Source organism: Streptomyces sp. RLA012, assembly GCF_056270325.1.
Window position 1 is genome coordinate 1,022,912 of the sequence record NZ_JBWDPA010000002.1, and the last position, 13,742, is coordinate 1,036,653.

General features: G+C 68.2%; 10 protein-coding genes and 1 pseudogene. 1 reads left to right on the forward strand and 10 read right to left on the reverse strand.

The annotated features are described in order from the left end of the window. Nucleotide 1 precedes the first annotated feature (1 nt). The 6 genes from RV986_RS05110 to RV986_RS05135 all read right to left on the reverse strand — a co-directional run bounded on the left by RV986_RS05110 (nt 2) and on the right by RV986_RS05135 (nt 7,927). Nucleotides 2-1,303 (reverse strand): TniQ family protein, encoded by a 1,302-nt coding sequence (locus RV986_RS05110; protein ID WP_475916229.1) that lies wholly within the window; start codon nt 1,301-1,303, stop codon nt 2-4. After that, the gene (locus tag RV986_RS05115) at nt 1,300-2,559 is read right to left on the reverse strand and encodes an AAA family ATPase (RefSeq protein WP_475916230.1); all 1,260 of its coding nucleotides are present in this window, start codon (nt 2,557-2,559) and stop codon (nt 1,300-1,302) included. Before RV986_RS05115 ends, RV986_RS05110 begins: the two co-directional genes overlap by 4 nt. Beyond that, nucleotides 2,556-4,829 carry a transposase gene (locus RV986_RS05120; protein ID WP_475916231.1) on the reverse strand — a complete coding sequence of 758 codons (2,274 nt, stop codon included), beginning with the start codon at nt 4,827-4,829 and terminating at the stop codon, nt 2,556-2,558. Before RV986_RS05120 ends, RV986_RS05115 begins: the two co-directional genes overlap by 4 nt. Further along, nucleotides 4,826-5,665, reverse strand: a complete 840-nt coding sequence (locus RV986_RS05125) for a TnsA-like heteromeric transposase endonuclease subunit (protein ID WP_475916232.1) — start codon at nt 5,663-5,665, stop codon at nt 4,826-4,828. The genes RV986_RS05120 and RV986_RS05125 overlap by 4 nt, the downstream gene beginning before the upstream one ends. A 271-nt stretch (nt 5,666-5,936) precedes the next feature. Then, a complete protein-coding gene (locus RV986_RS05130) occupies nt 5,937-6,350 on the reverse strand; it encodes a YhgE/Pip domain-containing protein (protein WP_475916233.1) in 414 nt (137 codons plus the stop codon). 170 nt (nt 6,351-6,520) lie between these two features. Further along, complete coding sequence (locus tag RV986_RS05135; RefSeq protein ID WP_475916234.1) at nt 6,521-7,927, reverse strand: aldehyde dehydrogenase family protein; 1,407 nt, start codon at nt 7,925-7,927, stop codon at nt 6,521-6,523. 151 nt (nt 7,928-8,078) lie between these two features. On the opposite strand from RV986_RS05135, the gene RV986_RS05140 reads away from it, so the two are divergent. Beyond that, entirely contained in the window at nt 8,079-8,696 is a 618-nt protein-coding gene (locus tag RV986_RS05140) for a TetR/AcrR family transcriptional regulator (protein ID WP_475916235.1), read from the forward strand. Nucleotides 8,697-8,844: 148 nt separating this feature from the next. On the opposite strand, the gene RV986_RS05145 is transcribed toward RV986_RS05140, so the two are convergent. From RV986_RS05145 to RV986_RS05160, 4 genes and pseudogenes are all read right to left on the reverse strand, one after another. Beyond that, entirely contained in the window at nt 8,845-9,615 is a 771-nt protein-coding gene (locus RV986_RS05145) for a transposase (RefSeq protein WP_475916236.1), read from the reverse strand. Then, a pseudogene (locus RV986_RS05150) lies at nt 9,612-10,403 on the reverse strand (transposase); the annotation flags it as partial. The pseudogene RV986_RS05150 and the gene RV986_RS05145, both read right to left, overlap by 4 nt. Continuing rightward, a complete protein-coding gene (locus RV986_RS05155) occupies nt 10,306-12,054 on the reverse strand; it encodes an AMP-binding protein (protein ID WP_475924182.1) in 1,749 nt (582 codons plus the stop codon). The gene RV986_RS05155 and the pseudogene RV986_RS05150, both read right to left, overlap by 98 nt. Before the next feature lie 151 nt (nt 12,055-12,205). Beyond that, a complete protein-coding gene (locus RV986_RS05160; protein WP_475916237.1) occupies nt 12,206-13,714 on the reverse strand; it encodes a long-chain-fatty-acid--CoA ligase in 1,509 nt (502 codons plus the stop codon). Nucleotides 13,715-13,742: the final 28 nt, after the last annotated feature.

Consider the following 13,742-nt stretch of genomic DNA (forward strand, 5'->3'; position numbering starts at 1 on the left):
CTCACTCGCGCCCTGATACGCCCGACGTGGGTATAGGCGGCGATGGGGGCGGCGGCTGGGGCACCCCGCCCGAGGCCCCAGCCCTCCCCCGACGGCCAACCCAGCGAACCTCTGCGGACAGAGCGCTGGGTGGCTCGGTGGGGCGTTCGGCCAGAGGGTCGTGTAAAGCCAGGCGAAGTTGTATCGAGCAGCGTTGGACTGCGGTCGCTTTCCAGGTGCCGCCCCAGCGTGGGTGGTTCCGGCCTGGGGCGTGCGCCAGCAGTTCGGTGAGTTGTTCTCTGAGGTGACCGGCAGGCAGGTACATGGAGTGTCTGGCCATGGTCAGCAGGGCGGCCGTGGCCGGCGCAGACTGCGGGGTGATCCTCCAGGACGTGTCGAGCCGAGGCGGGCCCTTGATCTGGGGCTCTCGGCTCTCGATGAGATCTTGTTGCGCGTCGTGGTGGCTGCTGAAGGCGTCGAGCAGTTCGGTAGGCGCGGACGCTTCGGGGTGGTGCGGCCATGCTGCCGAGATGACGGTGGCCACGAGGTTCAGGTCGGCAAAGAACGTCTGAGCATCGGCCGGGGCGGTGCCTTTCAGTAGGTCGAGCAGTTCTTGCTGGATGGTGGCGATGTCGGGGGTCAGCAGGGGCAGGTCCTGACCGGAGTGATGGGCGGGTCGATCGAGGCGGGCTCCGCAGGGCTGCTTTGTTGCGAGGGCGACGGTCCGGCGGCATTGCGCTGGGTGGAGGCTGCCGAGTCCGTGGGTGGGGATTGCCGAGTTGGTGCCCGGCGTCCTTTGCAGGGGCTGCTGTTGGCAGGCGGGACAGATGTCTCGGAGGAAGACGTTGTGATCAAGACAGGCGAAGAGGATCGGTAGGTGCCACTGTCTCTTCCACGGGCCGCCGTGGCGGTTTTGGATCGTCGACCCGTCGCCGGCCAGGCAGCTGGGGCAGTAGCGGGTGGTTTCGAAGCGGAGCCAAGGCGGGAGGGCCGTCTTTTTGCTGAGCAGGGGCAGTGCTTCGGCGAGCGGCGGGTAGCGGTTGCTGAGCGGCCGCAGGGTGAGTTCGTCGACGGCCTCCTCGTCGAGCCTGGTCGCCTTCGCGAAAGATCCCAGCTGGGAGGTCTCCAGCCGTAGCAGGAGTCGGCTCGGGATGGAGTGAGCGCCTTGCCGGCTGACCATGCGGCTCACGCCTGTACGTTTTCCCAGTTGAAGTGGGCTTTCGTCGAGGCGGTGGCTGAGACGGAGAATGAAGCCAAACAGGCTCTCTCCGGGTAGCGGGACCAGACTGCGGGGCAGCGGCCGGTCGTCGGGCAGGGTGTTCACGCGGTTGCTGTCTCCGGCCTGGGACCGCGGTCGTCGAAAACAGTGTTGCGGCGAGGGCGCCGCCGGGAGCGAGGCTGCGAGACGACGGCTTCGGACTGGTCCTCGGCATGGCCGTCGGTACGGTCCTCCCTGCCGATCACGATGTCGTCGAGCAAGGTCTCGTCGAGGATTTCCCGCCCACTGTCCATGGCCTCCTGCGCGCCGTCGGCGATGAGCCGGCCGAGGATGCCGACGACGCCCTCGCATCGCCGGAACAGGTACTCGGGCATGGTCCCTGTGGTGAGCATGCCCGGGTTGGCGTTCAGGAGCCGCAGGTGGACTTCGATCCCGTGCAAGTGGTCGGTGAACGCCTCGATTTCCCTGCTGGTGCCGTAGCGGAAGCGGTCCAGCTCGACCATCTCGAAGCGGCGCTCGGTCTGGGTGACCTCCAGGCCGTGGACGCGTGTGGTTTCCAGCGGGGGCAGGATCCAGTGGCGTTTCCCGGCGTCCCACTTCGCCTCGCGCAGCAGGCCCATGCCGGGGATATTGACGCCGGTCAGGATCAGTGTGACCTGGAAGCTCATCAGCGTTCGGATCAGGTCCAGGACGTCCTGGTCGTCGGCGCGGTGCATGCGCAGCCGGTTGATGTCGTCCAGGATCAGCGCGCGGACGCCATGGTCGCGCAGAGAGGCGGCGACCTGTCGGATCAGCTGGGGGAGCGTGAGCTGCCGGGGCTGCGGGCCGAAGAAGTTCAAGACCGCCTGGCACAGGCTCTTCGGGCTGGCCGTCACCGGGGTCTGGACATAGACGACCGGCGCGTGGAGGTCCAAGGTGCCCTCGATCGCGTTCGGATTGAGGGAGTGGTGCAGGTCGAGCCAGGTGTCCTCGAACGCCGCTGTGACGGCGCAGACCGTGGCGGTCTTGCCATGGTTGCCGGAGCCGCTGACCATGATTCCCGAGAGTGTCGGGTCGTCCTGTTTGAGGACGTTGCCGTTCAGCCGTCGGTTGATCAGGCGGGCGACCTTCACGGACATCGGGGTCTGCTGGATCGGCAGGTTCACGTTCGTCAGCCGGCGCAACAGGTCGTAGTCCGCCCGGCGGTCCGGCGGGAGCAATCCCCGCTGGGCCGCAGTGAGCATGGGCGGTGGAGTCGGCATGCCCCGGGTGGTGCGGAAGTGCTGCCAGCCCTCGAAGGTGTCCCGATGGTGGCGGGGACGGATGATCAGTTCGGCGATCTGGGCCCGCGTGGGCAGCCCTGCCAGAACGTCCTGGCTCACGCACCCTCCTCTGCTGTTGTCGGGGCGTCTTCGCCGAGCCCATCTGGCAGCAGGAACAGGCTCCGCCGTCGCAGGACGTCGTCCAGGAGCGGTGGTGCGACCGGTTCACGACGCTGGGCCGCTTCCCGGCGTCGGCGCCGTGAGTCGTCGACGGTCCGGTCGATCCCCGGAAGCGGGGCGGGAGCGGCTTCCTCGGCGGCGGGAGGCCCGCCCGAGGCCCGGTCGGCTGCCGCGGTGCGGCCGCGCGAGTCCTCGCGGGCCCGGGCGGACCGTCCCCGCTTGCCGCCAGGGGCCTTGCCCCTCCTGGTCTTCTGGGTCGGCCACTGATTCACCGGGGTGGTCGCGGTGAGCAGTTCGACCAGGACCGGCAGCAGCTCTTCCTCCGAACGCGGCGCGAGACCGTGTTGGCGGACGTTTTCGAGCAGGTCCGTCACGCTCGTGTCGGAGAACGCGGGGACCTCGCCCTCGGGCGGCAGCCCTGTCCAGCGCAGGGTGTGCCAGGTGCCGTGATCGTCAGGGTCCTGGAAGAAAACCTGCCGGCGGTCCCGCCCATCGCTGTGGACCACCCACTTTCCGGCGTGCTTGCCGCCGCGCCCAGACGGGCCGCGGAAGCGGTCCTGCTCCAGGACGTCGGTGTGATACCAAAGGCCAAGGATCTTGACCCCGCGTCGCGGGTGAATCCTCACGTGGTGCTTGCGCAGGACCTTGTAGTAGAGCTCCGGTGCGGGGATCTGCATGGACCAGCCGCCCTGCTGCATCGCGACGGCGAACAGCGAGTTGGGGCTGTGGTCCTCGCCCGGCCCCCAGACAGGGGCGTACTCGCCGAGCTTGCGCGTCTGCCAGATCCGGACGATCCACGTCGCGATCAAGTGCTCCATCTGCGTGAGCGTCAGCACCGCGGCGGCTTCCGGATCGGCGCCGCGGTCGGCGACGTCCGTGCCGGTGAACCCCAGCAGGTGCTCGAACAGCAGCGTCTTGATCGCGCCGAAAACCCGCTCGACGGCGAACTTGTCGGTCTGCCGCAGGACTCGCGCGGGCAGGATGTTGCAGCCCAGTTCGCGTTCCGCCTCCACCAGGGCGTGATTCTTGTAGGGTCCGCCGTGGTCTGTGGTGACCGTCTCCGGCGCGAAGAACGGCAGACCCGCGACCTCGTGGCCGGCGAACTCGGTGATGATCTCCGCCGGGACGCCCGGATAGGGCCAGGCCATGTCCTCGCCCCAGCCTTCGCGCATCGGCAACGGCATCATCACGTCCCGCAGCAACATTGCGATGTCGACCGATGTGTCCGAGCCCAGGGTGAGCCGGAACGCGGGCAGCGAGTGAGTGAACAGGTCCAGGCCCAATGTCAGCGTCGCCGCGACCGGCTCGCCGAACACCGTCTCGCGCAGCTGGACGGGCAGCGGTGTCGAGTCCAGGGCCAGGACCTGCCCCGGCCGGTGGACCACGAACCGGTGCCCGACACCGGCCTCCGCCGCGGCTTCGGCAGTCCGCAGATAGCGCTGCCGGCCGCCGCCCGGTCCGAACCATTCCTCCCAGACCCGGGTCAGGGTCCAGCGCGAGGGAATCTTGTCGACCGGGAAGTCGGGGAACGTCTCACGGACATACTGGTGCAGCAGGCGGTGCTTGGCCCTCATCCCGATCCGGGACCGGGGCCCGCACTCCTTCCTGACCGCGAAGATCGCCTGGCGGATCTCCTCGGTGACGCTTGGATGACCGATCCGGCGCCGGGTCCAACGGCCGTCTGCACAGGCCAGCAGCAGACTCTCGCCTTCCAGCGCGGTCAGGCCCTGCAGAGTCCGCAGCCCCAGGCCCTTCAACCCGAGCATCTCCGCCTCGTGCGCGGGCATCGCCCCCAGCTCCTCGACCTTGGCCCGCCGCCTCTGAGTCAGCGTCGTCCGGTCGGGATCATAGGCGGGCCTGGGCTCACCTGGCCGCGCCCGGGACGGGCGACCGTCGCGGAAGCCGGTCGCGGCCTCCCTCACATGCTCGGCCCTGATCATGGCCTGCTTCAGGCGGGTTTCCGTCAGATCGGCCCGGCTGCCGGGCTGTCCCGCGACTCGCTCCCGCTGGTCCGGCCAGCCGCACCCGACCTGACGGACGTCCGGGTGCTCGATCAGCCAGCGGATCGTCCGCTTCTCCCTCCGCCCGTCCTCATGCAGCAGGCGGAACCGGCCGAGCTGCGGCTCGATCAACTCGACCCTCCACTCGACCCCGTTCAGCAGCAGGCGGCCGCCGACGGCTAGATCGCGAAGCCTGCCCCCGGCCGTCACGGACGCCCCCGCAGTGAGGCACCGAGCCAGACCGGCGATCCGTCGTTCAAGGGACTGCCCAGATCTGTGGCCAGCCGCCGGTGCCAGAGCAGATGCGTCGCGTGTGCGCGGGCGACCACCGGCAACGTCGTCGCCCCGGCCATCTCGCCGAATGTGAGCGTCCCCGCATTCTCGACGGCGGCCAGCAGCTCACCCTGGAGCCGCATCGGGTCCTGCAACGGGCGACGCTGGGACGACAGGAAATCCAGGACGCTGTGGACGTGCGGACGCCAGCCAGCCACCACGGCGTACCGCCATCCGACGGTCTCCGCCACGTGCCGGGCCGCCGCGAACTTCAGGGCGTCGAGCGACGCGATCAGCCGCTTTGGCCGGACGTCGAACAACCACCCGCCCCCGCCCGGCATCACCGCCAGGAAGTCTGGGGTGTGCCGTGCGCGTACCCCCTCATGCTCGAAGTCCAGCTCAAACGGCTGGACCAGCACATCCACGACCCGGACGAAGTCCAGTGCGAGCAGCAGACGTTGCTCCTCCAGCGACTCGAACCCGTGGTGGCGGCCGGTCGACACCATGAACTGCAGCCCTGGCCGGTGCCCCTGCCTCGCTCTCCAGGTGAACCCTCGAACCGGAGACGACGAGCCGACCGGCACCGAGCCCACGTCGCTCACCGGCCATGCCACCGACCCACCGTCGACCCGCCACGACGTGACCCATCGCCGCTGCCAGCCCTCGGACAGCGTCAGCCGACCCCGTGCCGTCTCGTCACCTGCATGCCCCACGATCAGCATGTCCAGGACGCATGAGTCGGACCGGACCACCGGTCTGGTCGCAGAAGCCATGCATCCAGAGGAGCAGCCACGCCCTGTACCGTGGCGCGATCACCGAAAGTATTCGAAATTGCTCACCAGCGACGCAGAAGTTCAGCCGTGGCGGGCGAGCTTGACCGCCAAGACGAGCAGGATCACGGCCAGGGCGGGGATGCCAGCTCCGAGAACACGCCGAGCAGCAGCCCGCCCAGCAGAGCTCCCGCGATCGAGCCCGCGGCCATGACCATGGTGAAGCGGAGGTGGGCGCCGAGCACGAACGGGCATCCTCGCTGGCCCCTGCCCGCTACGTCACGTCCTCACCTTCAGGCGAAGCTACCGAGCTGCGAACCAGGATTGGTTCGCTCCTCCGAGCTGTCGTGCAGAGAGTCACCGGCAGCAACACGCTCGCAAGCTTTCGTGCACCACTCGCAAGCTGTCGTGCTCCGTCACACTTCCAGTCGATCGCGTCTCCACCGGCATTCGATTTCGTGATCGACTCGATTGTCCGCGCCCCCAGGTTGACGTGTTCGCCGCCGACATTCGCGCCCTTGTCTGCGTTGACCAGGCCGACGGGCAGCTTGTGAAGGTGGCCGACCGGATCGACGTTGGCACCGATGTAGAGGACCGCGAACAACAAGGCCAGGACGCCCGTGACGACGCCGTTGACGATCCACAGGCCTCGGGCCCGCAATACGCGGAAGGGATGAAACCCATCCATGATGAACTCCAGTTTTCGCAAGGACTTGCCGAGAGGGGGGCGGACAGCGTCATCTCAGGCCTAGACCTGGCCTCGCGCTTCATGAGCAATTCCGGGCATGGCCACGGTCAGATTGCAGAAGGCCGTCGGCGCCATCGCAACGGCTTCGGACCAGCACGTGCTGCAAGCCGTCACGTGATCCGTCGCAGGATGCGGTCCTTGCGGCGGGTGTAGGGCGGATAGGTCACGCCCATGGTGTCCGGAGTGAGCCGCTTGTCGAGGACTGACTTGATGTTGCTGAAGGTGTCCAAGGAGTGTGCGCCGTGGTACTGGCCCATGCCGCTCTCGCCCACGCCGCCGAAGGGGAGACCGGGCACGCCGAGCTGAGCGGTCGGGACGCCGAAGACCAAGCCGCCGGAGGACGTCTCCGCGATCAGCCGCTGCTTGGAGCGCTTGGATGCGGTGAAGGCGTAGAGAGCCAGCGGCTTGTCCCGACCGCTGATGAAAGCGATCGCCGCGTCCAGGTCCGGGACGCGGACGATGGGCAGGATGGGGCCGAAGATCTCGTCACGCATCACGGCCGAGTCGGGGTCGACGTCCGCGAGAACGGTTGGGGCGATGTAACGGCTGGGACGGTCGTGGTCGCCGCCGACAACGGTCCGGCCATCGTTGAGCAGACCGGCCAGCCGGTCGAAGTGGCGCTCGTTGATGATGTTGCCGTAGTCGGCGCTCCGGGCCGGATCGGTGCCGTACATCTCCCGGATGGCTGCGGCCAGGTGCGACTCGATGTCGGCGCCCGCCTGTCCGACGGCGAGCACGTAGTCGGGCGCGACGCAGGTCTGGCCGGCGTTCATGAACTTGGCCCAGACGATGCGACGGGCGGCCGTCGCGAGGTCGGCGCCGGGTTCGACGACGGCGGGACTCTTGCCGCCCAACTCCAGGGTGACCGGGGTGAGATGGCGGGCCGCGGCAGCCATGACGATGCGTCCCACCGTGCCGTTGCCGGTGTAGAAGATGTGGTCGAACCGCTGTTCCAGCAGGGCGGTCGTCTCGGGTACGCCCCCCTCGACGACGGCCACGGCCTCCGGATCCAGGAACCGGGGCAGCCAGTGGGCGAGCGCGGCCGAGGTTGCGGGGGCGACTTCACTGGGCTTGAGGATGACGCAGTTGCCGGCGGCCAGTGCGCCGACGAGGGGCGCCAGCGCCAGATTCAGCGGGTAGTTCCAGGGGCTGATGATCAGCACTGTGCCTAGCGGCTCGCGGACGGTCCAGGCCCGGGCCGGCGCGAGCACCAGAGGTACAGAGACCTTGCTCGGGCGCGTCCACCGGTCAAGGTGGCGCAGGGTGTGGTCGATCTCCTTGATGAGGAAACCGATCTCCATGACGTGCGATTCGGTCGCGCTCTTGCCGAGGTCGGTGTACAGCGCGTCTGCGAACACGTCCTGATGTTCGGCCAGCATCTGCCGCAGCGCGTGCAGCTGCTGCCTCCGCCACGAGAGGGGCTTGGTGCGTCCGGTGTTGAAGGTGGCGCGCAGGCGGGTGACGGTTTGTGCCGCGTGGTCTGTCGTGGAGTCGAGGTCCACGTTGTCGGTAGGCATGCCCCGAAGCATATACGAAACGAAAGCATTTCGTTTCGTATTGATGTACGCTTTCCGGTGTGACCCCTCCCACGCTTCCTGAACTCTTCGAACGACCCGTCCAGCGCTCCGGCCCGCATGTGGCTCGCCGTGTCTCTTCGGGGGATGACCGATGACCGAGTCGGCGGCACGCCGGGGCCGCCCCCGCGATGCCAACCGGGACCGGGCGTTGCTGGATGCGACTCTGGCCGTCCTGGGCGAGAGCGGCTACGGCGGCTTGACCACCGCCGCCGTGGCGGCCCGCGCCGGAGTGTCCACCGCCACCCTCTACCGCCGCTGGCCGTCCAAGGAGTTCCTGGTCGTCGACGCTGCCGCGGCCTACTCCCAGGAGCTCACGGCACCTGCCGACACCGGCACCCTCGAAGGGGACCTGCGTGCCCTGCTCCGGGACAAGGCAGCCTCGATGACCGGGAAGGAGGGAGGGGTGTTGCGGTCCCTGATCGCCGAGGGTGGGCACAACGCCGCCCTGGCCGACGCCCTCACGAAGGCGTTCGTGCTGCCCGTTCGCCTACGTATGGAGGAGATCGTGCAACGTGCGGTGGACCGGGGTGAAATCGCGCCTGTCGAGCACGCCGATCTGCTCGGCGACCTGGTCATCGGTCCCATGATGAGCAGGTTCTTCCTCACCCCGCTGCCGCCGGACGAAGTGGACGCCGGCTCGGCGGCGGAGACGGCCGACCGCCTATTGCCGTTCCTACTCCGCGCCATCGGAGGCCAGGGGAGCCAGTGAGCCGGCAGCCCGCTCGTTTTCGCGGAGCAGGTACTTCTGGATCTTCCCGGTGGAGGTTCGGGGCAGTTCCCCGAAGACGACCCGCTTGGGCGCCTTGAATCGTGCGATGCGGTCTTTGACGTGGTCGATGACCCTGTTGCCCATTCGGCTACGCGGCGAGGCTGAGTTCGAGTCGGGCGAGGTGGCTGGTGTGGCGGCGGTCGAGTGGTTTGCCGTTCCACCAGGCGTTCAGGCGGATGAGGTTGAGGGCGACGGCGCTGTGGACGTGTTCGAGGTGGGTCTTGGCCAGGCCGCGGTAGCGGGCCCGGCGGCTGTCGGTGACGGCGAGGGCCTGTCGGATGGTGCCCTCGACGCCGGAGCGTAGGGCGTATGCGTCCTGCCAGTGCCGGTCGGCCTGCTCGGCGCGGGCGGTACGCAGGGCTTCGGTCAGCGGGCGCGGGTTCAAGGTGAGCTGGCGGAAGCCCCGGCGGCTGGTGGTGCACAACTCGCGGACCGGGCAGGGGCCGCAGGCCGGTTTGGTGAAAGCGACCACGATCATCGGATAGCCGTGCTGGGTGCACGGGCTCCAGGAAGAGCTGGTCTGCCCCTGGGGGCAGGTGACCTGCTGGTACTTCCAGTCGATGGTGAATGCGTCGGCCTGGAAGCCGGCGTTCTCGCGGGCCTGGCGGGACTGGTCGAGCAGAACCGGGGTGATCAGTGCGATGCCGTAGGTCTGGCGGGACTTCACGATCAGGTCGGCGCTGGGGTAGCCGGAGTCGAGGTAGTGCTCGCCCGGGAGCAGGCCGCGGCGCTGCAATTGCTGGTGGATGCCGTCCAGGGCCTTGGTGTCGGGGACGGTGGAGGCGGTGGTGGCCACGTTCGTGATCAGGTTCGGGGCGGTGCGCTCCTTTTCAGGCGCGCCCGTGCAGCTCTCGCTCACGTGCAGCTTGAACCCGTTCCAGAACGTGTCGCGCTTGGCGGACCAGCGGGTGTCGAGGTCGTAGGGGAAGCGATGCGCAGATGGCCGGGCGGAAGCCCGTCACCACCCTCCTCGGTCCTGGTGCGCCGGGCCACGACCTCGCGCCCGCCCCGTGCGGTGGTGCGGGTGTAGTTCTGCAGCAGCACGGTGCGCAGGGTCTGCACCGCGGGCAGCTCTCGCAGCCAGGGTTCGGAGCGTGGATCGTAGACGGCGCTGAGCAGGGCGAAGCCGTCGCGGGCGTAGGTCAGCGCGAGCTGGTCGCGCTTGGTGGCGGAGGAAGGCATGCGCCAGGTGTCGATCCGGGTGTCGTAGCGGCGCGACCAGCCGGGCACGTCCAGCACGCCGGCGACCCAGTGCGGCGCGGCCACCGTCAACGCCTCCACCGCCGCCCGCACGCTCTCCCCTGCCAGCTCCAGGCGGTTCAGGTCCCGCACCGCGGAGACGATATGGGTGGAGTCGGTGCGCTGCTTGCCCCCGGCACCGGCCAGACCCTGCTCCGTCAGCCTGGCCAGCAGCAGGTCCAGGACCTTCTCCTCCAGATGGTGCTCGACCACCCGGGTACGGAACTGGGACAGCACGGTGAAGTCGAAGCCGGTGTCGGTCAGCTCCAACCCGAGCGCGTAGGCCCACGAAAGCCGGTCACGCACCGCCTCAGCGGCTTGGCGGTCCGTCAAGTTCTCCGCCATCTGGAACACCGTCACCAACGCGAGCCGACCCGGGGACCAGCCCGCCGGCCCTGTCGCGCCAAAAGCCTCCGCGAACTCCTCGTCCGGGAACAGTTCCCCCAGCCGGTCGCGCACCGCCACCGGCAACGGCACCTGCCGCCCGTAGTTCTTCGCCCGTACCGCCCGCGCCACCACGGGATCCGGCTCCGGCCACGACCGCGGCTCCATCGACACGCCCATCCCACCCCACGACCGGGGACCAGGAAAGAACCGACCGCACCACCAACCCTGCCAGCACCACCAAGCCGCTGTCAGCCTTCAACTGCCAATAGGCAACAGGGTCGTCGATGATCTCCTGCTCGGTGGCGACCGCATCGGGGCGCAGCACGGTGTACGCGACCGGCACCTCGCCCCAGCGGTCGTCCGGGGCACCGACCACGGCGACTTCGAGGACTGCCGGATGGCTGGCGATAGCCTGCTCGACCTCGATCGAGGTGATGTTCTCTCCACCGGAGATGATGACGTCCTTGCTGCGATCCCTGAGCTCGATGTATCCGTCGGGGTGGCGAACACCGAGGTCGCCGGTCCGGAACCAGCCGTCCGGTGCGGCCGCGGCCGTGGCGGCGGCGTCCTTGAGGTAGCCCAGCATGAGGTTGTTGCCGCGCAACCTGATCTCACCGATCGTGGTGCCGTCCGCGGGTACGTCCACTCCGTTGGCTACCACGCGGGCGGTGAGGCCGACGATGTTGGACACGCCCTGCCGGGCGCGAAGCCGGGACTGTTCCTCGGGGGCGAGGCCATTCCATTCGGGGTGCCAGTCGCACAGCACCGACGGCCCGTACGTTTCGGTGAGCCCGTACAGATGCGTGACATCGAAGCGCAGTGCCTCCGCGGCGGCGAGCAGGGTGGGGCTCGGTGGCGCCCCGCCGGTCAGGAACCGGATGACGCCGTCCGTGTCGCGCTTGGCCTCCGGGGCGTTCACCACCATGGAGAGCACGGCAGGGGCACCACAGAGGTGTGTGACGTGTTCGTCGTGAATGAGCCGCCAGATCTCGGAAGCCTCCACCTTCGGCAGGCATACGTGTGTGCCGCCGGCGGCGGTCACCGCCCACGGGAAGCACCAGCCGTTGCAGTGGAACATGGGCAGGGTCCAGAGGTAGGCGGACGCTGTGCTCAGCTGAGTGTGCGTGACCATCGCGAGTGCCTGGAGATAGGCGCCACGGTGTTGGTACATGACGCCCTTGGGGCGACCAGTCGTTCCGGAGGTGTAGTTGATGGACAGCAGCGCGCCCTCATCGGGCAAGGGGACGGCCGTCGGCGCGGCGGCGGCGAGAAGTTGTTCGTAGGCGCCGTCGTCGCCGGGGCCGGCGCGCACGATCAGGGGCGGATGCGGCATCCCGTCGATCGCCGTGGCCACGAGGTCGTCGAACTGCGGGTCGTGCAGGAGCACCGCGCTCTCCGAGTGCTCGAGGATGTAACGCACCTCGGGAGCGGAGAGTCTGGTGTTGATCGTGACCAGGGGCGCACCGGCCCACGGGGCTCCGTAGTGGGCCTCGAGCATGATGTGCGTGTTGGGTGCCAGTACCGCGACCGGGTCGCCGTTCGCGAGCGGGGCCAGAACGCCGGCGAGCCGACGGCACCGGTCGTGCAGCTGTGCGTACGTGAAACGCTGGTCCCCGTCGATCACAGCCGTGCGCTCGGGAAACACCGCGGCCGACCGGTCCAGGAACGACACGGGACTCAATGGCTCGAATGACAGGGCGGGATTCACGGCCTTTTCCGTTCGGTTGGTCGGCGGGATCATGAGCAAGGGCTCGGCCGCACCCGATGCCTTGCCATTGGGGACCGACGATCTGGCCCGAGGCGCGTAGCAGTTCCAGAGGGAATCAGCGCAGCCGGCTCTTGAGGATCTTGTTCGTGGGGCCCTTCGGGAGCGTCTCGACGAATCGCACGACCCTCGGGTATTTGTAGGCGGCGAGGCGCTGCCTGCAGTAGCCGATGACGTCTTCGGCGCTGATCTCGCTCCCCTCGCGCAGGGCGACCACCGCGACGACCTCCTCCCCGAGCCGGTCGTCGGGTGATCCGATGACGGCGGCCTCACGGATGTCGGGATGCCCGTAGAGCACGTCCTCGATCTCGCGCGGGTACACGTTGTATCCGCCGCGGATGATCAAGTCTTTGATCCGGTCGACGACGAAGTAGTAGCCGTCGCCGTCCACGTAGCCCAGGTCTCCCGTGCGGAACCAGCCGTCCTGGATGACTTCGGCGGTTTCGGCAGGGCGACGCAAGTAGCCCTTCATCACCGAGTGTCCGCGGACGAGGAGTTCGCCGACATGGTCGGCACCCGGCGCAAGCTGGTTGCCGTCGCTGTCCACCACGCGCATCTCGGTCCCCCAGAGAGGCCGGCCCACGGACATGGGCTTGCGTCCGGCCGCTCTGTTGAACGTCACAGCGCTGGCCGTCTCGGTCAGCCCGTAACCTTCCAGCACCGGGATGGCGAATCTCTCCTCGAACCGGGTGACGACATCCGGGGCGATCGGTGAACCTCCACTCAGCGCCATACGCATGCTGCTGAGATCACGGTCACGGTCGGGGGTCTCCAGCAGGGCGTGCAGCATGGTGGGCACACCGGCCACGATCGAGACGCGTCTGAGTTCGATGACATCGAGTACGGCAGAGGCTTCGAAACGGGGCACGAGTGCGAGCGAGGCGCCGCGCCGGATCGCGGAGTTCGTGAGCGAGGAGAGGCCGAAAACGTGGAACAGCGGCAAGGCGAGAAGGATGACGTCATCCTGTTTCGCTTCGAACACGTCAGCACTGGCAGTGCAGTTCATGAACAGCTGGAAGTGGGTGAGTTCGGCTCCCTTCGGTTTCCCTGTGGTGCCGCTCGTGTAGAGCAGGACCGCGGTGTCCTCGGGTGCCGTGGCGGCAACGTCCGCTCCACCATGGTCGTGATCCGACAGGAAGTCCGAGAAGAGCCTGCCGTCGTCACCGTCGTGACGTATCCCTGCGGGAATCGTCACGAGTGGGATGCCAGCCTCCTTGGCCCCGAGGACGGCACCGACGGCGAGTTCGTGCGCGAAGAGCACCACCGCACGGGCGTCGCCCAGGAGGAACGCGGTCTCCGTTGCGGTCAGCAGGGGATTGAGTGGCAGCAGGACCATGCCGGCGCGGAACGTCCCGAAGTAGGCGACCAGGAACTCCGGGACGTTGGGCGACTGAATCGCCACCACATCGCCCCTTGAACAGCCGCTCTCCAGGAGTCCGTTCGCGAAGCGGATCGACTCCGTGTCGAGCCGCTGATAGTCCCACCTGTCATCACCCGCCCAGAGGGCCGGGCTCAGCGGTTGTGCGCGCGTTGCCTCAACAAGCATCGCCGCCAGATTGAAGCTCATGGCATCTCTCCTTCACGTTCCGGCGGCA

Coding starts and splice junctions, on each gene's coding strand:
- RV986_RS05125 (WP_475916232.1), bottom strand. CDS start 5,665: ATGGCTTCTGCGACCAGACCGGTGGTCCGGTCCGACTCATGCGTCCTG.
- RV986_RS05130 (WP_475916233.1), bottom strand. CDS start 6,350: ATGGATGGGTTTCATCCCTTCCGCGTATTGCGGGCCCGAGGCCTGTGG.
- RV986_RS05135 (WP_475916234.1), bottom strand. CDS start 7,927: ATGCCTACCGACAACGTGGACCTCGACTCCACGACAGACCACGCGGCA.
- RV986_RS05140 (WP_475916235.1), top strand. CDS start 8,079: ATGACCGAGTCGGCGGCACGCCGGGGCCGCCCCCGCGATGCCAACCGG.
- RV986_RS05160 (WP_475916237.1), bottom strand. CDS start 13,714: ATGAGCTTCAATCTGGCGGCGATGCTTGTTGAGGCAACGCGCGCACAA.